We start from the raw sequence: 21,113 nt of genomic DNA, 5'->3' as shown, positions 1-21,113 counted from the left end.
TTTCTAATATTTCAGCCATGTTAGCATCTTTTAATCTATTTGTCACTACAGTTTTTGAAGGTTGATGAAAATTTGTTGTTATTTTCCAATGATCCGCTCTGGGTGTGTATATAGATTAAAAGAATTTTGGCGGATGAATCCAACAGTCGTAATGCCGAGTTCTTCAGCAAGAATTAGAGCGCGTTCTGTCGGAGCAGACTTGGAGAGGACGATTTCGCATCCGATTTTTGCCACTTTCAATAGAATTTCTGATGAAATCCGTCCGCTAAAAACGATGACTTTGTCGCGGACGGAAATCGATTCTCTCAAGCAATGCCCGTAAAGTTTGTCCAGCGCATTATGTCTGCCGATGTCCATCCGGGATAAGATGAATCCATTCGGATCACAAAGCGCTGCAATATGAACTCCTCCGGTTTGGTGGAACAGATCCGCCGATTGGTCCATTTGTGCCATCAGGGTAAAGCAATCTTTCGGAGTGAGGGTGACATGGATTGTTTTCATTTTTTTGGCGGTTAAGGCATCATGGGCAAAAACAAAACCTTGCCTGCTCATTCCACAACAAGAATTGATATAGCGTTTGTTCAGCATTTTTTCATAAAAAGGGTACATTTTTTCCGTTTCGATATGCACAAATCCCGATTCTTCCTGAACCCGAATTTCTTTGATATCTTGATAGTTTGGTATGACGCCTTCTGATGCCAAAAAACCTACAACCATGTCTTCGATATATTGAGGTGAACAGACAATCGTCGCAAATTCACGTCCATTGATGTGAATCGTTATGGGCTGTTCGGTAACAACATGGTCCATTTTTTCTACAAATTGTCCGTTGGTGTAACGAAACACGGTCCTTTTTTTATCGAGATCCATTCGACTCTCCTCCCGTATCTTCAATCGATCGATCAAAAAGGAAAACGGAAATGGCGATATCATCTTGCAACTTGATATCTGAAAAGAGATGGACAAATTTTGCGCCGATTAGTTCCTCCATGCCTGCGGGAGGGGCTTTGTCATAGACATCTTGAATCATGCGGGTTCTTGCTGCATGTACCATTTCTTTGCCTTCTGATGTCTGAGCAATAAATTTTTCTGTAGGTGTCAAGTTTCCGTAGAGAGTGGAAATGACCATGTTATCCTTGATGACAGTATGAATCCGTTCAGGACCTTTCCCGAATAATTCTTTGCGTAACTTTCTAATAATATCATTAAATTCATGTATTTTTTTCGACATGGATGAGTTCCTCCTTCAGAAGTGTATAAATCGCTGTTGCAATATTTGAAAAACAGATTGTTAATTCAACCAATATCCACTATACTAGAGTTATAGATGATTTTGCGGTATGACCTGCCGTGAGGTTATCAAACACAAACCTAAAAATTGGATTGGTTGTTTAACATGTCCTGTTAGAAAACTATTCCACTATGGAAGTGCACTTGTCAAGTCGGTGTATTTTTTCATAGTGGTTTTTTTATTGAACTTTAATTGATTGGTGATTAAAAAGGAGGCGTTAACATGACGATCAAGATTAACGGGTCCGCTTTTCATTTCGAAGAAGGGAAGACGATTCTTGAAGTGATCAATGAACACCAATTTGCCCATCCGCAAATTTGTTATTTACCTGAAGTGGATCCGATTCAGACATGCGACACATGTATCGTAGAGGTGGATGGACGCCTGGTTCGCGCATGTTCTACGAAAGCGGTTTCAGGGATGGATATTTCACTTGCCTCGCCGAGAGCGAAAGAAGCCCAGACGGAAGCGATGGATCGAATTCTTGAAAATCATTTATTGTACTGCACAGTCTGCGATAATAATAATGGGAATTGTAAAATACATAATACTGTGGACCTCATGGAAATTGAGCACCAGAAATATCCGTACAAACCGAAATGTCCGGAAAATAGTGTGGATTTTACTCATCCATTTTACCGCTACGATCCAAACCAGTGCATCGCTTGTGGCCAATGCGTTGAGGTATGCCAAAATTTGCAGGTGAATGAAACACTGTCTATCGACTGGGAGAGGGAACGACCGATAGTTCTATGGGATGACGGGGCAAAAATCAATGACTCCTCCTGCGTTGGTTGCGGTCATTGTGTAACCGTTTGTCCTTGTAATGCGTTGATGGAAAAGTCGATGCTAGGCGAAGCTGGATTCATGACCGATATGAAAGATGAAATCCTGTCACCGATGATCGATCTGGTGAAGGATGTAGAGCCGGGCTATAGCGGTATCATGGCCATTTCGAATGCCGAAGCGGCAATGCGTGACACGCGGACGAAAAAGACAAAAACTGTCTGCACATTTTGCGGGGTGGGCTGTTCGTTTGAAGTATGGACAAAAGACCGGAAAATCTTAAAGGTCCAACCTGTTTCGGATGCCCCGGTCAATGCGATTTCGACATGTGTGAAAGGGAAATTTGGCTGGGATTTCGTCAATAGTGAAGAACGGATTACAACACCGCTGATTCGTAAAGGGGATTCGTTTGTTGAAGCGACATGGGAAGAAGCGCTCGACCTAGCTGCACGGCAACTCGGAGCCATTAAAAAAGAGCATGGCAAAGACAGCATTGGGATCATTTCTTCATCAAAAATCACGAATGAAGAGAACTATGTCATTCAAAAACTGGCACGCCAAGTGTTTGAAACGAATAACGTTGACAACTGTTCACGCTATTGCCAATCACCTGCAACTGACGGCTTGTTCCGCACAGTTGGCATGGGAGGGGATGCGGGGACCATCAAAGATATTGCAAAAGCGGGTCTGGTCATCATCGTCGGAGCAAACCCGGCCGAAGGGCATCCTGTTCTGGCTACACGTGTAAAACGTGCCCATAAACTGCATGGACAGAAACTGATTGTCGCAGATTTACGGAAAAATGAAATGGCGGAACGCTCGGATATCTTCATGAGTCCGAAGCAAGGGACGGACCAAGTTTGGCTCATGGCAGTAACCAAGTACATCATTGATAACGGCTGGCATGACCAATCGTTTATTGATGAAAATGTCCATTATTTCGAGGATTTCAAAGACGTCCTTGCGAAATATACACTCGACTATGCTGAAAAAGTGACGGGCGTGTCCAAAGAGATGCTGATCCGAACTGCAGAGATGGTCCGGGATGCGGACGGTACCTGTATTCTTTGGGGAATGGGCGTCACGCAAAACACAGGTGGATCTGATACTTCTGCCGCCATATCAAATTTATTGCTTGCGACAGGAAACTATCGCCGTCCGGGGGCAGGTGCTTATCCGCTACGCGGTCATAATAATGTCCAAGGTGCATGCGATATGGGAACACTTCCGGGTTGGTTACCCGGTTACCAACATGTGACAGATGATACAGCACGCCGGAAGTTCGAGGAGGCATACGGCGTCAAGATTGAGGGCAAGCCTGGGCTGGATAATATCCAGATGTTACATTCAATTGAAGAGGGAATCATGAAAGCGATGTATATTGTCGGGGAAGATATGGCGCTTGTCGATTCAAATGCAAATTATGTGCATGATGTTCTATCCCAACTGGATTTTCTTGTTGTACAAGACGTGTTCTTCTCTAGAACTGCTCAATATGCGGATGTCATTTTACCAGCTGTTCCATCCCTCGAAAAAGATGGCACGTTCACTAATACGGAAAGACGTGTACAACGTTTATACAAAGCGCTTCCAGAGCTTGGGCAAGCGAAGCCCGATTGGTGGATTGTCCAAGAGATCGCGAACCGTCTTGGTCAACATTGGGATTATCAACATCCTGGCGATATCTTTGCCGAGATGGCAGGTTTGTCGCCGCTATTTAGTCAAGCAGATTACAGCGTGCTTGAAGGTTGGGACAGTTTCCTATGGGGCAGTTTGGATGGCGCAAGTACGCCGTTGCTCTATATGGACGGCTTTAACTTCCCGGATAAGAAAGCACGATTTGCTCTTTCCGACTGGGTGGAGCCTGCTACATTCCCGGATGAATTCGATCTCCACATCAATAATGGGCGTTTGCTTGAACATTTCCATGAAGGCAATCTGACAAATAAATCAGATGGTATCCAGTTGAAAGTGCCCGAGATCTTCGTGGAAATTTCTCCAGAGCTTGCAAAAGAACGTGGCGTGTTAAGCGGTTCGGTCGTTCGTCTGATTTCCCCGTTTGGCGCATTGAAATTGCCGGCACTTGTTACAGATCGAGTGAAGAAAAACGAACTATTCCTGCCGATGAACTCAGTTGAAAAAGAATCAGCTATTAACTTCCTGACAGGCCCAGCAGTCGATCAACGCACGAATACACCGGCGTATAAACAGACGATGGTGCGAATGGAAGTTTTGAAGAGAGATGGCGAGAATCCATTGCCTAAAACGAATCATCGAAACAAAAAACGGCATCCGCAAAACGGTGTAGAAGTACAACGGAAATGGGCGCGGCCGAATTATGTCCATTTGACGGATAAGGGAAGGTGATGTTCGATGGCGATACCGATTAAAACCATTAAAAAGAAAGAATTGACAGCCGAGGAGAGCAAACGTCAAAAATTAGATGAACTTCAGTCATTGATCGCCGAACAGGATCACGTGTTCAATAAAATACTAGAAATTACAGGAGAACTTGATGATGCGGGTGTTTTCGATGCGTTAAAAGCGATGGTGAAAGCGAAAGATGAACTTGCGAAGATTGCAGTCGAGCAAGCAGGGAGAGAACCTGTCACCAATCTGATCAATCATGCGCTGAATGCATCCGGGGTTGTCGCTGCAATCGATCCGGAAGTGACAGCGAAAATTGGAGCAAGTGTCAAGAGCGGGCTTGAGGAAGCTGAACTTTACCGGGATAATGGGCACAAAGTGAGCATTTTTGAATTAATGGGCGCCTTGAATGATCCCGATACGAATCGCGCCATCAAGTTCGGATTGGATTTTCTGAAAGGTATGGGGAAGGAGTTGGGACGTGATACACGCTCCGGCGATGTGTAAAATGTCCGATAAGATCTTGCATCTAAATAGATAAAAAGAAAAAGTGATTCCGAAAAAGGGAATCACTTTTTCTAATGCTTATCCATCTTTACTTACAAGAGGATCGAAAAATCAGTGTTTCTTCTATAATATATGTGTATCGATTTTCAAAATCAGTTCCGCAATATCGGGTTTGCTGATCTGTTCGATTGCGCCGACTTGGTTGCCTTTATGACGTAAATCATCTGTTATGAGACTGGAAAAGATCACGACAGGCAATTTTTCTAGAACGGGATGGGTCTTGATTTTTTTCGTGAAATGATGCCCGTCCATTTGTGGCATCTCAATATCCGTAATGACCAAATGGACACTGTCTTCAATCGTTCCTCCCTGTGCCTCGTGTTCTAAGTATTGGTAGGCGTCTTGTCCGTTTTCAAAAAACTCAAGATTGACGTAGCCCGCTTCGGAAAGTGTATCCAACAAAAGTTGACGTAGTAAGGGAGAGTCTTCCGCCACTATAATTTTCTTTTCGGAACGCTCCCGTTGACCAAGTTTTTTTACCTCGTCCATCCGAATTCCTGATTCTGGATTGATGTCTACCATGATTTTCTCGAAATCGAGTAGTAAAATCATATCGTTATTAAATTTAATAACACCGATTATTTGTGAGCTTCCCCCTTGATACATATCGGAAGGCTTTTCAATCTGTTGCCAAGAAAAACGATGGATTTGGGTAACATTTCCTACATGGAATACAACCATCTGCTTATTGAATTCAGCGACGATGAATTTCTCCTGTGGATCCTGTGGAACAGTTGTTAATCCTAAAGCCTTATACAAATTGACAACCGGGAGCACTTCTCCCCGTAATTGGATAATCCCTTCCACATGGGGATGGGCATGTGGAATCGAAGTGACGGGAATCGGTTGGATGATTTCCTTTACTTTAATGACATTAATGCCAAATCTGTTATCCCCTAATTCGAATTCAATGATTTCAAGTTCATTGGTCCCGCTTTCTAATAATATACCTTTTGAACCTTGCACAATTCCATCTCCTTTAATTATTTTCGTATATCGATTGTACCATGGAATGGATAATTATCCTATTTTGAATTTTTGTGTTTTAAAATAGGGAGCCAGACTGTTTTTCATACCAATGCAACTGTCGTCAATTTGTCACGAATCTTTCCTTTGTCATACCTGATAAGTAATAGTAAAATGGAATAGGAAGAGGTCAGTTTCTACAAAAATCGTGAAATGAACTTCGTGCTCGAGGAATCTCCTCGCGATGAAGTGATGCTTTCGGTGAGTATCAGGAATTTTAACGAAATAACAAGTAACTGACGTTATTTGAGGAGCGATTGATAAATGGTTAGAGAGAAAATGCCTTCTATGCGGAATGGCGAAATGGCTGCTTTGTCAAATGAGCGAACTGGGTCTACATTTTTAGCGGATATCATTTCTTTATTTAAAGGACTTGTTCTCGTTTTAAATGTATTACCCGTCCTGACTGGTTTTTGGTTGGCGCTACATTTTACAAATACGGCCTTTAGTGAAACTTGGTCTGTATTTTTAATGACAATCATTGGGAGTACACTTGTAATGGCGGGGGCCCTGGTCCTCAATAACTGGTATGACGTCGACATTGACACCATTATGGATCGGACGAAAGAACGACCGACTGTCACGGGACATTTCTCACTTAAAGCGGTTTTGATGACAGGTCTTGCTTTGTCAGCAATCGGATTCGTCCTTCTTCTCTTTACCACATTTGAAGCGACGGTTTACGCGTTTATCGGGTGGTTTACGTATGTCATTTTATATACGATGTGGTCAAAGCGGAAATATACCTTAAATACAGCTATCGGTAGTGTTTCCGGCGCTGTGACGCCTTTGATTGGTTGGGCGGCTATTGCACCAGGTTACCATATTGTTCCAATAGTTTTTGCGCTGTTGCTATTCATTTGGCAAATGCCGCATACTTTTGCGATTGCTATAAAGAAATTCGACGAGTACAAGGCTGCGAAAGTTGCCATGTTACCGGTTGTTCGTGGCATACCTATGACGAAGCGGCAAACGGTCATTTACGTTGCCTGTTTAATGCCATTGCCGTTTTTGTTAAGTTCGCTTGGGACAACTTTCATGGCTGTGACGACTGTGCTGAATGTAGTGTGGTTAGTTGCGACAATCACTGGTTTTTTTGCTAAAGATGATAAGAAATGGGCGCAAACGATGTTCCTATTTTCAGTGAATTATTTAGCGATCATATTTTTGGTAGCAATTATTGTGACCTTCCCCGTATTCAATTGACGTGAGGTTTGTCAACCGATTAATCCCTTGAGCATCTGTCTCAAGGGGTTTTTTAGTGTTTAAACCATAGTAAACATATAAGGATTAATAAATATACTGAAAAGTCATTGACTTTAATTTTTTGTTACGGTAATATGGTTCTCGACTGACATTCAATTATATAATTTGCCGATTAGACAACTAAAGGCATCTTTCTGACCGATCGATTGGATCGGCTCAAAAGATGCTTTTTTTTGTCATTGAATAACTGTCGGGAAGGAGTTGAGGAAATTTGTGCTTTCAATGATGACTTTGGACATGACGATCGTTTTGCTGTTAATCGTTGCAATGCTTGTTTGTTTAATCGTTGAAATTGCCCGACCGGGATTGATCATTTTTTCTGTGCTGGTGATCTTATTATTGTTCGGAATATTGACGCCGCGGGAAGCGCTTGGCGGTTTTTCAAACGAAGGGATGCTGACCGTCGCCTTGCTGTTCATCGTTGCAGGCGCCGTTCAAAAAAGCGGAATGACGGATTATATTGTAGAAAAATGGTTAAGGAAAAGTCGAACCGAAACAGGAGCTATGGTACGTTTTTTTGTCCCCATTTCCATGCTGTCTGCATTTCTGAATAATACACCGATCGTTGTCACTTTCACACCGACAATCAAAAACTGGTGTGAAGAGCGAGGGATCGCACCCTCCAAATTTTTGATTCCCTTGTCCTATGCAACCATTTTAGGCGGAACGATTACATTGATGGGGACTTCAACGAATATCGTTGTGCATGGAATGCTATTGGACTATGGATTGGATGGCTTTTCACTATTTACACTGTCAGCTGTCGGCATTCCAGTTACAGTGCTCGGTCTGTTTTTTCTATTCACGATCGGGAAACGGCTATTGCCAGACCATAAAGGGTTTAGTCAGCAAGTGAAAGAGGATGCGAAAGAGTATATCGCGGAAATGAATGTCGGACCGAATTATCCGTTTGTCGACAACAGCGTAGCGACCGCGGGACTAAGTAATTTGGAGGGTTTATATTTAATCGAAATCATCCGGAAAAGCGGTCGCGTTTCACCTGTACGTAATTCGACGATTATTCAGGCTGGAGATCGACTCATTTTTGCAGGGAAGATATCGACGATGGCGGAATTGCAGAAGATGAATGGTTTGACCCTTAGAACCGGGACAGATCTTGAATTGGATGATTTGAAAAATGGGTCCACACATCTAGTTGAAGCAGTTGTGTCCCATCGTTCTGGTTTGCTGTCCAAATCCATTAAACAATCCCAGTTTCGGGTACGCTTTGATGCAGGAGTTATTGCCCTCCATCGCAATAACGAACGAATTCAAAGTAAAGTGAGCGACATACTAGTAAAACCCGGTGATACATTGCTATTGCTGGCAGGTGCAGATTTTGTTGAGAAGTATGAGCGTTCGCATGATTTTTATGTCGTTTCCAGGTTGGAAACACCAGATGTTCTGAATCGATTCTCGTGGAAATCTTGGTTTTCTATCAGTTTGTTAGTGCTCATGATTTTGTTTGTATCTTTCGGCTGGTTTTCGATGTTAGAAGCAATGGCACTGGCTGTTATTTTGCTCATCATTTCCAAAATCGTTAACACAGAAGAAATTATGAAAAATATGCAATTTGACGTGCTTCTCATAATTGCTAGTTCGCTTGGAATTGGGGTGGCGATGACAAAAACTGGGCTTGCGGATATACTCGCAAGCGGACTTGTTACAGTTGGAGAGCCATTTGGCATCATCGGGATTATCATCATTTTCTATACGTTGACTAATCTTTTTACGGAATTCATCACGAATAGTGCAGCCGCGGTTCTTATGCTACCCATCGGTTTGGAGTTGGCCAATACATTGCATGTGGACCCGATGGGATTTGCGATTCTCGTTACGATTGCTGCATCGGCAAGTTTTATGACCCCGATCGGTTACCAAACGAATTTGATCGTTTATGGTCCCGGAGGCTATAGATTTTTTGATTATGTACGAATTGGAACACCTTTAAGTTTGTTAGTAATGGTGACAGCGATCACTGTTATCTATAATATTTGGTTTTAGGAGGAAAATAATTTGACAGCATCAACAAATATCGTATGGCATGAATCAGAAGTGACGAAGGCGGCAAGACAACGGGCGAAAGGACATAAAAGCGCTGTTCTATGGTTTACGGGCTTATCTGCATCAGGGAAGTCAACAATATCGGTTGCTTTGGAAACAGTACTTCACCAAAAAGCAATTCATACGTACCGGTTGGATGGAGACAACGTCCGATTTGGCTTGAACAAAAATTTGGGATTTAGTCCGGAAGATCGAACTGAAAATATCCGAAGAATCGGTGAAGTGTCCAAATTGATGATTGACGCGGGCTTACTGACGTTAACAGCGTTTATTTCCCCTTATCGAGAAGATCGTCAACAAGTAAGGGAGTTACTAGAACCCGGTGAGTTCATCGAAGTGTATGTCAAAGCTAGTTTGGAATCTTGTGAAGAACGCGATCCAAAAGGTCTTTATAAAAAAGCGCGATCAGGTGAAATCAAAGGATTTACAGGTATCGATGCGCCTTATGAAGAGCCGGAAAACCCGGAAATCGTCATTGATACAGATCAGCTAGACGTTAAGGGAGCTATCGATCTGATACTAGCTTATTTAAGTGACAATGGGTATATTTAAAGACTTTTAGGAAACATTTTCTATGATCCGTAATAAACTAGTTTAAAACCTACTTGACATATAGGAATTATCTATATATTATAATCAATAACAACTGGCTGACCGGATAACCGGAAGTCTTTCCAAATCAGAATGTGGCAACCAACCATTCGCTGACTAGAAAAACTAGAGGCGACTTTAATCACTGTTCGGTTAAAGTCGCCTTTTTTAAAAAGATTGAAATCTGTTTTTTCGTTAAAGAAAGTCAATTTAGTATTCTTGAAACTTAAAAGCGATGAAAATGAAAGTTTTTCATTAAACAATTCCGAAAGGAGAACGAGTATAGCAATGTTAACCTATGATACCTGGACGGATCAGGAACAGGATTTTGCAGTGGATAACCCGTCAAAAGGGGCATTGAATGTTCTGCGTTGGGCATATGGCGAATATGACGATGAGCTTGTGTATGCGTGCAGCTTTGGGGTTGAAGGAATTGTGATGATCGACCTCATTTCGCAAATAAAACCGACTGCTCATGTCGTCTTTCTGGATACAGGTCTTCATTTCAAAGAAACTTATGCCCTGATTGACGAAGTGCAAAAGTGCTATCCTCAATTGGTCATCGAAATGAAAAAGCCGAAATTGACCGTTGAACAACAAGCCGAAAAGTATGGAGACAAAATGTGGGAAAGGCAGCCGGATCGCTGCTGTTATATGCGGAAAGTGATTCCGCTACGGGAGACGTTGAGCAGTGCAACAGCTTGGCTGTCCGGCCTGCGTCGTGAACAATCAGCATCGAGGAGCAATACAGACTTCATCAATAAGGATGAGACGTTTCAATCGGTGAAGATCTGTCCACTAATCCATTGGACGTGGACCGATATATGGCATTATGTAAATGAATACCAATTGCCTTATAATCCGTTACATGATCAAGGATATCCAAGCATTGGTTGCGCACCTTGTACATTACCTGGAGATACGACAACAGGTTCACGCGAAGGTCGTTGGGCCAATCAGTCAAAAACAGAATGCGGTCTGCACCAGCCAACTGCAGGTAATGAATAAGGACCAATCTATATTCTATTAAAATGGAGGAATTGACATGACTTTAAGCACACCCCATGGCGGGACATTAATCAATCGATGGAATCCAGATTTCGATAGTAGTAACCTAACTGCAACGGTTGAGCTGGATGAAATCGCGAGCAGTGATCTGGATTTGATCGGTACGGGAGCGTATAGCCCGATCTGTGGTTTTCTGACAGAAAAAGATTATCACGCAGTAGTGGAGACAATGAGATTATCGACGGGTGAACCGTGGACTATTCCGATCACATTACCGACAACTGAGGAAAATGCACAGCAGATTTCAATCGGTAGCCTTGTCAAATTGGTTCGTGATGGCGAGGTCTATGGTGTCATCGAAGTGTCTGATATTTACAAGCCGGATAAGGAAAAAGAAGCACAACACGTCTACCAAACGACCGATCTTGCGCATCCGGGAGTCAAAAAGTTATTTGAACGGCCAGCTGTTTACTTAGGTGGACCGATCACGCTAATTAAACGTCGACCGCTCGACGAGTTTTCGAAATACCTCTACGATCCGCAAGAAACACGGAAAAACTTTGAAGCATTAGGTTGGAAAACGGTCGTCGGTTTCCAAACGAGAAATCCGGTTCATCGAGCACATGAATACATTCAGAAATCAGCATTGGAAATCGTTGATGGATTGTTTTTGAATCCACTTGTCGGCGAAACGAAATCGGACGATATTCCGGCGGATGTGCGTCTCGAAAGCTACGAAGTGTTACTTGAAAATTATTATGCCAAAGACCATGTGTTTTTGGGGGTCTTTACAGCTGCAATGCGCTATGCGGGACCTCGGGAAGCGGTCTTCCATGCGATGGTGCGTAAAAACTTCGGTTGTACCCATTTCATCGTCGGTCGGGACCATGCTGGTGTAGGCAATTATTACGGCACATACGATGCGCAGAAAATCTTCAGCAATTTTACACCGGAGGAACTGGGGATTACGTTGCTATTCTTTGAACATAGTTTTTACTGCAATGCGTGCCAAAGTATGGCAACGCCAAAGACATGTCCGCATGATGCGACAGAGCATGTCATCTTATCCGGAACGAAGGTGCGTGAAATGCTTCGCAATGGGGAACATCCCCCTGCAACCTTCAGCCGTCCGGAAGTGATTCAAGTATTGATAGAAGGTTTGAAAAAAGAACTGATCCATTCGTAAAAGGTTGGCGAACGGTGAGAGGAGAGAAGAAGATGGGGAAAGTATACTTGGTAGGCGCTGGACCCGGCGATGTTGATTTGATCACCGTTAAAGGTCTGAAATGTATTCAAGAAGCGGATGTCATCCTATACGATCGCTTGATCAATAAAGAGTTGTTAACGTATGCAAAACCAGAGGCGGACTTGATCTATTGCGGGAAACTACCAAACTACCATGCCATGATTCAAGACACGATCAATCACTTTTTAGTGAAATATGCAAAACAAGGCAAAGTGGTTACAAGATTGAAAGGCGGAGATCCTTTCGTATTTGGAAGAGGAGCGGAAGAAGCGGAAGTGCTTGCTAATCATAAAATTTCATATGAAGTCGTCCCTGGCATCACTTCAGGAATTGCTGCTCCGGCGTATGCCGGCATCCCGGTGACACATCGTGAATTGGGTTCGAGCTTCGCGATCGTGACAGGTCATATGCGTGCCGGAAGAGATGATTCGATCCATTGGGAAAGTCTCGCGAAAGGAATCGATACATTGGCGATTTATATGGGGGTCGGCAATCTCCCTTATATTTGTGAACAACTTACCCAACACGGACGATCGGCAAATACCCCGGTTGCACTCGTCCATTGGGGAACAACAGAGGCACAGCATACGATAACAGGCACACTCTCGACAATCGTAGAAATCGCAAATGCATCCGAGATCCAAAATCCAAGTATGATCATTGTGGGGGAAGTCGTGAAATTACGGGAAAAGATTCAATGGTTTGAACAAAAAATGATGAGTGAAACGCTTATGCAAGAAGCTACATTCTAATTGTTCATGACAAAGGGGGAAGGACAGCATGCAAGCCGTATTATATGTTGGTCATGGTAGCCGGTTGAAAGCGGGCGTTGATGAAGCAATACAATTCATTGAACGTTGTAAGTCACGCATTGATGTACCGATTCAAGAAATCTGCTTTCTGGAATTAGCGGAGCCGAATATTGAAGAAGGGATTGCGAAGTGTGTGGAACGCGGGGCCACGAGTATTGCGGTTGTCCCCATCCTATTGTTGACAGCAAACCATGCAAATGAAGACATTCCATTTGAAATTGAAGTGGGGAAAATCCTATACCCAGACGTCGCATTTACATATGGAAAACCACTTGGGATTCATTCAAAAATCGTGGATAGTCTGTATGATCGGATCGTTGAACAGCAAGTACCGATTGCAGAAGATGCACATGTATTACTGATAGGTAGGGGGAGCAGTGATCCTGCTGTAAAAAGAGACTTGACGGAAATCGCACGATTATTAAAGGAAAAGTACTCATTTTCAGATGTCGATATCAGCTTTCTCTACGGTGCAAAACCCTCATTTGAAGATGCCTTACGACAATTGAAAGAAGCTCGCCATCAGCAAGTATTTATCATTCCTTATTTACTATTTACAGGGATTTTGATGAAAAGCATCGAGAAGAAAGTCGCGCAACAGTTTTCCGCTGACCAACAGCTCATTCTTTGCAATAGTCTTGGTTATCATGAGGCGGTAGAAGAAGTGCTTGCCGAGCGGGTGAATGAACTGCTTGAAACGCCAGAAGTCTGGCAACTAATCTCTTAATGAGAAATACAATTTGAAAGGACGTTCATTGACTATGGGGAAACGTGAAGAAAATCTTGAGTTTACCATTGAAAATTTGAAGAAAATGTTGAGCACGATGAATTATGGCTCAATCACGCTCGTTGTCCAGGACAATGTTGTAATTCAAATTGAGAGAAATGAGAAAATCAGATTGAAATAAGTGAGCGGGATAAAGGTTTCGTTTTTTATAAATATGATGTTGCGAGGTGGAAGTGTTGACGCTTCAAGTGATAAATAGTCCTTTTAATGAAGAGCAAGTGCTACTTTTAAATTTGCTATTACCGAAATTGACGGAGCCACAAAAAATTTGGCTCGGAGGTTATTTAAGCGCCTATCAGCCAGTGAACGCGCAAATTGCAGCGAGTGATGTCGCTGTTAGTGAGATTCCTGTCTCCGTGATGAAAACCGAAGTGGCCACGAAAGAAGTGACAATTCTGTATGGTTCACAAACGGGTAACGGGCAAGCATTGGCAGAGAGCTTATCAAAAAATCTGTTGGCAGAAGATTTTCATGTCTCACTATTCTCCATGCACGAGTTTAAGTTGAATTCCCTGAAGAAAATTGAGAATTTATTGTTAGTGGTCAGTACGCATGGGGAAGGAGATCCACCGGATAATGCTTTGCCATTCTATGAATTTCTGTTTGGGAAACGTGCCCCGAAACTGGATCATCTTCAGTATTCGGTTTTAGCGCTAGGCGATAGCTCATACGAGTTTTTCTGCCATACGGGTAAGGAATTTGATGAACGCTTGGAAGAACTGGGTGCAAAACGGCTTACACCACGAGTCGATTGTGATTTGGATTATGATGAACCATTCGAAGAATGGTCAACGCAAGTATTAGAAAATCTAAAGGAACGATTGGGGTCCGCTGTAGCATCGTCATCACAAGTTGCAGTCGGCGCTGGTGCAACCCAACAATCGAGCTATTCCAGATCGAAACCGTTTCAAGCAGAAATCCTAGAAAACATCAACTTGAATGGTCGCGGTTCAAACAAAGAAACAAGACATTTGGAATTATCATTGGAAGGTTCGAATTTGGAGTACGAACCTGGGGATAGCCTAGGCATTTATCCAACGAATGATGAAAAATTGGTAGATGAATTGATTGCAGCTGCAAATTGGAATCCAGAAGAAACCGTACATGTCAATAAGCAAGGTGAACGTCGAGCGCTCAGAGAAGCCCTCATCTCCCATTTTGAAATTACTGTACTCACGAAGCCGATGTTACAAAAATTTGCGAATGTGATCAACCATCCTCAGCTGGTTGAATTAGTAGCATCCGAGAATGATCAAGCATTGAAAGAGTATATTAACGGTCGGGATTTGTTAGATCTTGTTCAGGATTTCGGACCATTTGATATACCTGTAAATGATTTTGTAGCACTACTCAGAAAAATTCCTGCTCGTTTATATTCAATTGCGAGCAGTTCGAAAGCCAATCCGGATGAAGTCCATTTGACAATCGGTGCGGTTCGTTACGAGACATATGGCCGTGAGCGGAAAGGCGTTTGCTCAGTACAATGTGCGGAAAGGTTGGAGTCGGGGTCGACTGTACCGGTTTATATCCAACGGAATGATAACTTTAAATTACCTGATAATCCTGATACGCCTATTATTATGATTGGGCCAGGTACAGGGATTGCTCCGTTTCGATCGTTTATGGAAGAGCGGGAGGAAATCGGTGCGGAAGGGAAATCATGGTTGTTCTTTGGCGATCAACATTATGTGACGGACTTCCTTTATCAGATCGAATGGCAAAGATGGTTGAAAGATGGCGTCTTAACGAAAATGGATGTTGCTTTTTCACGGGATACGGATGAGAAAGTGTACGTTCAGCATCGCATGCTTGAGCAGAGTGAGGAAATTTACCGATGGTTAGAAGAAGGCGCTGTCGTTTATATTTGTGGAGATGAAAAGAATATGGCTGCCGATGTCCATGCCACATTGGAAACAATTCTTCAAGAAGAAGGCGCCCTGAATGCGAAAGAGGCCGCCGATTATTTGGCAGACATGCAAAAGCAGAAACGTTATCAGCGCGATGTTTATTGAAGCGAGTGCGAAAGGAGTAAAAGAAACATGACACAAAAAGTAGTTTTGCCGCCGCAAACGGGTGAGCCGAGTGATGTCGAGCGGATTAAACGGGAAAGTAATTATTTAAGGGGGACACTTGCAGAAACGCTTGTGGACCCAATCAGCTCCGGTATCCCTGATGATGATAACCGGTTGATGAAATTCCATGGCAGTTATTTGCAGGATGATCGGGATTTGCGCAATGAGCGGCAACGGCAAAAGTTAGAACCAGCCTATCAATTTATGGTTCGTGTTCGCGCTCCGGGCGGTGTTGCAACGCCGGAACAATGGCTAGTGATGGACGATGTGGCAAATAAATACGGCAACGGCACATTGAAATTGACAACTCGGCAAGCTTTTCAAATGCATGGCATCTTAAAGTGGAATATGAAGAAAAACATACAGGAAATCAATGAGGCGTTAATGGATACATTGGCCGCTTGTGGGGATGTCAACCGGAATGTCATGTGTAATCCGAATCCTTATCAATCCGAAGTCCATGCGGAAGTGTATGAATGGTCCCGACAGTTGAGTGAATATTTGTCTCCGCGGACATCCGCTTATCATGAGATTTGGTTGGACGGGGAAAAAGTGGTGGACAGTCAGCAAGCGGAAGTTGAAGTGGAGCCGATGTATGGCGCACTATATTTGCCGCGTAAATTTAAGATCGGGATTGCGGTTCCTCCAAATAATGACATCGATGTTTTCTCGCAAGACTTAGGCTTCATCGCCATTTTAGAGGACGACAAACTTGTCGGATTCAATGTGGCGGTCGGTGGAGGCATGGGAATGACACATGGAGATGCGGAAACGTATCCTCAGTTAGCAAGGGTCATCGGCTTTTGTACACCTGATCAATTGTTGGAAGTCGCAGAAAAAGTGATTACCATTCAACGTGATTACGGGAACCGTTCTGAGCGGAAGAATGCGCGTTTTAAGTATACAATCGATGCACGAGGCCTTGACTGGATTATCGCTGAACTCAATGAACGATTAGGTTGGGTGCTTCCAGAAGCGCGGGCCTATCATTTCGATCATAATGGAGATCGTTATGGCTGGGTGAAAGGGAATAATGGAAGATGGCATTTCACGCTCTTTATCCAAAACGGCCGTGTCAAGGATTCAGATGATTATCCGTTAATGACAGGTTTACGGGAGATTGCGAAGATTCATACGGGTGATTTCCGACTGAGCCCGAACCAAAATTTGGTCATTAGCAATGTAACGAGTGCAAAAAAGAAAAAAATTGTTGAATTGATGGAACAATACGGTTTGACAGCTGGAGAGCAGCATTCAGCATTGCGTCGAAGTTCGCTCGCATGTGTCGCTTTACCAACCTGTGGATTGGCGATGGCGGAAGCCGAACGTTATCTACCGGTGCTCTTGGATAAAATTGAAGTGATTTTGGATGAAGCGGGCTTGCGAGACGAAGAGATTGTCATCCGGATGTCTGGTTGTCCGAATGGTTGTTCACGACCTGCATTAGGGGAGATTGCTTTTATCGGAAAATCGCCTGGTAAGTACAATATGTATTTAGGTGCCGGTTTCGTAGGCGATCGTTTGAATAAATTATACCGGGAAAATGTTGGGGAACAGGAAATTCTTGATTTGCTGCGACCGCTCTTTTTACAATATGCAAAAGAAAGGCAAGAAGGCGAGCATTTTGGTGATTTCGTCATTCGTGCAGGACATGTGAAAGCTGTCCAATCCGGCTTGGATTTCCATGATTGAGAACAAAAGCGCAGGGCGCCTGCTTAGATGCGATTGGCATAAGACGAACCTGCGAAGAGGTGTTCTTTGCCTCACAGCCGGGGCGGCTTTCAAAGATGCCAGCCTAAGTTCGCCACGTCCTGTGGCAACGGCTGCCTGACTCACTTCCTGTGAGCCTCCGAGCATCTGGCGCCCGGAGCCTAGACGATGACAAAAGACCGTAGCATCTACGGTCTTTTTTAGACGGACTAAATAAGGGGAAGTGATTGTGCAATGGAAGCATACCCAATCATGTTATCTATTAAAGGGAAGGAAGCGGTAGTTGTAGGTGGGGGGGCAATTGCCTATCGGAAAATGATCGGTCTCTTGCAGGCGGGGGCACTTGTCACTGTAGTTAGTCCGGAATTGCATGAAAAGGTTGAGCAATTATACCTCGAATCCCGTATTGAGTGGAAAAAGAAAGAATTTGAACCGCCTGATATCTTGTCTGCATGGGTTGTCATTGCAGCGACGAATAGCCATGTGGTGAATGAACTGATTGCACTATCCGCAGAAAATCATCAACTGATCAATATTGTCGATAACCCGGAAGCAAGTAATTTCCATGTTCCGGCTAAGCTGACACGAGGTGACTTGACGATCAGTGTCGCGACAGCCGGAGCTAGCCCTATATTAGCCAAAGCTATCCGAGATGAGCTTTCATTGATTTACGACGAATCCTATAGGGATTATCTTCAATTCCTCGCGGAAGTTAGAGAAAAAATCCGGCATTCAACACTTGATCAAGCGGCAAAAAAGCAATACCTCAAAGAAGTTACAAGTGATACCTTCAGGCAGTCAAACGAAAAACAGCAAGGCATTATCAAACTGCTAGATGGCTTTGTAAGTGAAGGAACAATACGCACCAAGCGATGAATTTCGCTTCGGAAATATGGAGAAGCACCTCTATCGCATATAGAGGTTTTTTTCTGTCTTCAATTCAAGTATCATTTATGTATCAGAAAATGAAACGGGAGCTGGGAATATGAATTTTCACTTAGTCACGTTAATGATTGAAAAAGTGGGGATTATCGTTATTGTTGCCTTCTTGCTTTCACAGATGAAGCCATTCCGCAAAGTCATCCATAATGATCATAAGACAACTGAAAAAATAATGCTCATTTTACTCTTTGGTGCCTTCGGAGTAATTAGTAATTATACTGGAATTGAAATAAAACAGGATACGTTTTCGAATATCGGTTGGCTCTCGACAGTTGGTCCCGATCATGCGCTTGCCAATACAAGAGTAATGGGCGTTGTCATCGGGGGGCTTCTCGGGGGACCAATGGTTGGATTAGGCGCGGGCTTTATTGCAGGAATCCATCGTTATTCGCTTGGCGGATTCACGGCCTTCGCTTGTTCAATCGCGGTCGTTATCGCTGGCATGGCTGCGGGTTACTCAGGTAGAAAACGATTAGCTAGCGGTAAGAAAATCACAGCCCTTTTCGCTGTCAGAGTTGGCATGTTGTTAGAGACTGTACAAATGATCATTATTTTACTTGTAGCAAAACCATTTGAACATGCTTGGGAGCTCGTTCAAGTAATCGGTATTCCAATGATTTTTGTCAATGGATTCGGTATGTTATTATTTATGTTCATTATTCAATCAATTATCCGTGACAAAGAACGTGCACGTGCAAACCAAACGAGTCAAGTCTTTTATATTGCTGATCAAACCTTACCTTTCTTCCGACAAGGCTTAAATAAAAATTCTTGCAAAGAAATTGCGGAAATTATGTTAAAGTTGACGGATGCTGATGCTGTCGCGATTACAGATGATCATCAAGTATTAGCCCATGTGGGGATCGGATCGGACCATCATATTGTTGAGGGTGAATTAGCTACTGGATTAACAAAAAAGGTGCTTGAAACTGGAAAAGTTTCGATGGTGAAAACGAAAGATGAGATTTTCTGTATTCATGAAAATTGTCCGCTGGAGGCGGCTATTGTTTTACCGTTAAAGATGGAAAATAAAACAGCAGGGACTTTAAAGATGTATTTTAATGATCCAAACAAACTGGATGATATACAACGGCAATTAGCAGAAGGACTTGCAAATCTGTTCTCTACACAGTTGGCTTTGGCAGAGGCTGAACGACAAACAAAGCTATTAAAAGACGCAGAAATTAAAGCATTGCAGGCGCAAATCCATCCACATTTCCTATTCAATAGTCTCAATTCAATTTCCGTACTCTGTCGTACCGATGTCGGGAAAGCCCGTAAATTGCTGGTGGAGCTCAGCTCATTTCTTCGAGGTAATCTGCATGGCGCCAAACAGATGCTTATTCCTTTAGAAAAAGAATTAGAGAATGTAAAGGCCTATCTGTCGTTAGAACAAACTCGATTTTCTGACAGGTATTGCGCCGCATTTCAAGTCGAAGCGGGACTGGAAAAGGTGCTCATTCCCCCGTTTACCTTACAGCCATTAGTGGAAAACGCATGTAATTATGCGTTCACACGTTTGAATAAAGCCGGAGAAATTTCTATCCGAATTTTTTCAGAGAATGACCGTCTACAAATTGTTGTTACCGATAATGGGAAAGGGATTTCGGCTGAAAAAATTGCAATGCTTGGAAAGCAAACCGTCACATCAACTAAGGGGACAGGCACAGCAATTTATAATATCAGTAAGCGCTTGGAAGGGATTTATTCGGGTCAGGCAAGTTTAGTGATAAACAGTGAAGTGGGTAGAGGAACGACAATTACTATCTCTATACCGATAGAGAGAAAAGGAGGCTTAGAACGGTATGTTGAAGGCTTATATAGTTGAAGATGAACCTTTAGCTAGAGATGAATTGAAATATTTGCTCATTCAGAGCAACCAAGTTGAAATTTTAGGAGAGGCGGATAATTTAGAGGATGCTATTACTGCTATTTCTGAGTTAAAACCCGAGCTCGTATTTTTAGATATAGAATTGGCAGAAGACAATGGATTGGCATTAGCCAAACAGTTGCTCAATTTAAATCCGACACCAGCTATTGTATTTGCAACCGCCTATGATGAGTATGCGATGCAAGCTTTTGAATTAAATGCCCTCGATTATCTATTAAAACCATTCGATGAAGAACGCATCCATAAAACCTTGGAGAAGATTAAGCAATTGGGTAAAATAGGCGTTGAAAAAAGATCCTTACCATTCCAGTCGAAGGTGGACAATATGGGTAAAATCGCTGTACTGATGGATGATCGAATTGTGTTGTTGGAAACTGACGCCATTGTTTACCTGGAATCCTCCGAAGGGAAATGTCGAATTAAAACGATGGATGATACATATATCGTAAGCGACACACTTAGTCTGTTGGAGAAAAAACTGAGCAGTATCCAATTTATGCGGGTACATCGAAGTTACATCGTGAACATGGATCATATCGTTGAAATACATCCATGGTTCAATTCCACTTATAATGTCCTGTTGAAAGATCATTCAAAAGTTCCGGTAAGCCGGACTTATGTCAAGGAATTTAAACAGCATGTCGGTTTTTGATTAAGAATGTATCTCATCTATTGATTTTTGCAATT

The 21,113-nt window shown here is 42.9% G+C and carries 18 protein-coding genes; 15 read left to right on the top strand and 3 right to left on the bottom strand.

From position 1 onward, the window contains the following. Positions 1-78 precede the first annotated feature (78 nt). Complete coding sequence (gene fdhD, locus ACFPRA_RS01965) at positions 79-870, bottom strand: formate dehydrogenase accessory sulfurtransferase FdhD (RefSeq protein ID WP_381429973.1); 792 nt, start codon at positions 868-870, stop codon at positions 79-81. Then, positions 857-1,231, bottom strand: coding sequence for a Na-translocating system protein MpsC family protein (locus ACFPRA_RS01960; protein WP_381429970.1), 375 nt, complete (start codon positions 1,229-1,231; stop codon positions 857-859). Before ACFPRA_RS01960 ends, fdhD begins: the two co-directional genes overlap by 14 nt. 282 nt (positions 1,232-1,513) lie before the next feature. On the opposite strand from ACFPRA_RS01960, the gene fdhF reads away from it, so the two are divergent. Both fdhF and ACFPRA_RS01950 read left to right on the top strand, forming a co-directional pair. Beyond that, the gene (fdhF, locus tag ACFPRA_RS01955; protein ID WP_381429967.1) at positions 1,514-4,444 is read left to right on the top strand and encodes a formate dehydrogenase subunit alpha; all 2,931 of its coding nucleotides are present in this window, start codon (positions 1,514-1,516) and stop codon (positions 4,442-4,444) included. Between the two features lie 6 nt (positions 4,445-4,450). Beyond that, positions 4,451-4,951 carry a helical membrane plugin domain-containing protein gene (locus tag ACFPRA_RS01950; RefSeq protein ID WP_381429964.1) on the top strand — a complete coding sequence of 167 codons (501 nt, stop codon included), beginning with the start codon at positions 4,451-4,453 and terminating at the stop codon, positions 4,949-4,951. A 123-nt stretch (positions 4,952-5,074) separates the two neighbouring features. On the opposite strand, the gene ACFPRA_RS01945 is transcribed toward ACFPRA_RS01950, so the two are convergent. Further along, on the bottom strand, positions 5,075-5,977 hold the full coding sequence (locus ACFPRA_RS01945; RefSeq protein ID WP_381429961.1) for a chemotaxis protein: 903 nt from the start codon (positions 5,975-5,977) through the stop codon (positions 5,075-5,077). A 324-nt stretch (positions 5,978-6,301) separates the two neighbouring features. Between ACFPRA_RS01945 and cyoE the strand changes: the two genes are divergently transcribed. The 13 genes from cyoE to ACFPRA_RS01880 all read left to right on the top strand — a co-directional run bounded on the left by cyoE (position 6,302) and on the right by ACFPRA_RS01880 (position 21,078). After that, the gene (gene cyoE, locus ACFPRA_RS01940; protein ID WP_381429957.1) at positions 6,302-7,243 is read left to right on the top strand and encodes a heme o synthase; all 942 of its coding nucleotides are present in this window, start codon (positions 6,302-6,304) and stop codon (positions 7,241-7,243) included. Positions 7,244-7,528: 285 nt separating this feature from the next. Continuing rightward, positions 7,529-9,307, top strand: a complete 1,779-nt coding sequence (locus ACFPRA_RS01935) for an SLC13 family permease (RefSeq protein ID WP_381430547.1) — start codon at positions 7,529-7,531, stop codon at positions 9,305-9,307. Positions 9,308-9,319: 12 nt separating this feature from the next. Further along, positions 9,320-9,919, top strand: a complete 600-nt coding sequence (gene cysC / locus ACFPRA_RS01930) for an adenylyl-sulfate kinase (protein WP_381429954.1) — start codon at positions 9,320-9,322, stop codon at positions 9,917-9,919. Positions 9,920-10,246: 327 nt separating this feature from the next. Continuing rightward, positions 10,247-10,966 carry a phosphoadenylyl-sulfate reductase gene (locus ACFPRA_RS01925; protein ID WP_381429951.1) on the top strand — a complete coding sequence of 240 codons (720 nt, stop codon included), beginning with the start codon at positions 10,247-10,249 and terminating at the stop codon, positions 10,964-10,966. Between the two features lie 37 nt (positions 10,967-11,003). After that, positions 11,004-12,152, top strand: a complete 1,149-nt coding sequence (sat, locus tag ACFPRA_RS01920) for a sulfate adenylyltransferase (protein WP_381429949.1) — start codon at positions 11,004-11,006, stop codon at positions 12,150-12,152. Positions 12,153-12,184: 32 nt separating this feature from the next. After that, positions 12,185-12,964, top strand: coding sequence for a uroporphyrinogen-III C-methyltransferase (gene cobA / locus ACFPRA_RS01915; protein WP_381429946.1), 780 nt, complete (start codon positions 12,185-12,187; stop codon positions 12,962-12,964). Between the two features lie 28 nt (positions 12,965-12,992). Continuing rightward, positions 12,993-13,751 carry a sirohydrochlorin chelatase gene (locus tag ACFPRA_RS01910; protein WP_381429943.1) on the top strand — a complete coding sequence of 253 codons (759 nt, stop codon included), beginning with the start codon at positions 12,993-12,995 and terminating at the stop codon, positions 13,749-13,751. A 34-nt stretch (positions 13,752-13,785) separates the two neighbouring features. Continuing rightward, positions 13,786-13,932 (top strand): YezD family protein, encoded by a 147-nt coding sequence (locus ACFPRA_RS01905; RefSeq protein ID WP_239389341.1) that lies wholly within the window; start codon positions 13,786-13,788, stop codon positions 13,930-13,932. A gap of 55 nt (positions 13,933-13,987) precedes the next feature. After that, the gene (locus ACFPRA_RS01900) at positions 13,988-15,823 is read left to right on the top strand and encodes an assimilatory sulfite reductase (NADPH) flavoprotein subunit (RefSeq protein WP_381429941.1); all 1,836 of its coding nucleotides are present in this window, start codon (positions 13,988-13,990) and stop codon (positions 15,821-15,823) included. 27 nt (positions 15,824-15,850) lie between these two features. Next, entirely contained in the window at positions 15,851-17,575 is a 1,725-nt protein-coding gene (gene cysI / locus ACFPRA_RS01895; RefSeq protein WP_381429938.1) for an assimilatory sulfite reductase (NADPH) hemoprotein subunit, read from the top strand. A gap of 252 nt (positions 17,576-17,827) precedes the next feature. Further along, complete coding sequence (locus ACFPRA_RS01890; RefSeq protein ID WP_381429936.1) at positions 17,828-18,469, top strand: NAD(P)-binding protein; 642 nt, start codon at positions 17,828-17,830, stop codon at positions 18,467-18,469. 109 nt (positions 18,470-18,578) lie between these two features. Beyond that, a complete protein-coding gene (locus tag ACFPRA_RS01885; RefSeq protein WP_381429933.1) occupies positions 18,579-20,363 on the top strand; it encodes a LytS/YhcK type 5TM receptor domain-containing protein in 1,785 nt (594 codons plus the stop codon). Further along, entirely contained in the window at positions 20,341-21,078 is a 738-nt protein-coding gene (locus ACFPRA_RS01880; protein WP_381429930.1) for a LytR/AlgR family response regulator transcription factor, read from the top strand. The genes ACFPRA_RS01885 and ACFPRA_RS01880 overlap by 23 nt, the downstream gene beginning before the upstream one ends. Positions 21,079-21,113 lie beyond the last annotated feature (35 nt).

Origin of the sequence: Sporosarcina soli (assembly GCF_042655805.1) — a bacterium.
Classification (GTDB): domain Bacteria; phylum Bacillota; class Bacilli; order Bacillales_A; family Planococcaceae; genus Sporosarcina; species Sporosarcina soli.
The sequence above is the reverse complement of the archived record's forward strand: the minus strand, read 5'-3'. Positions and strand labels throughout refer to the sequence as shown.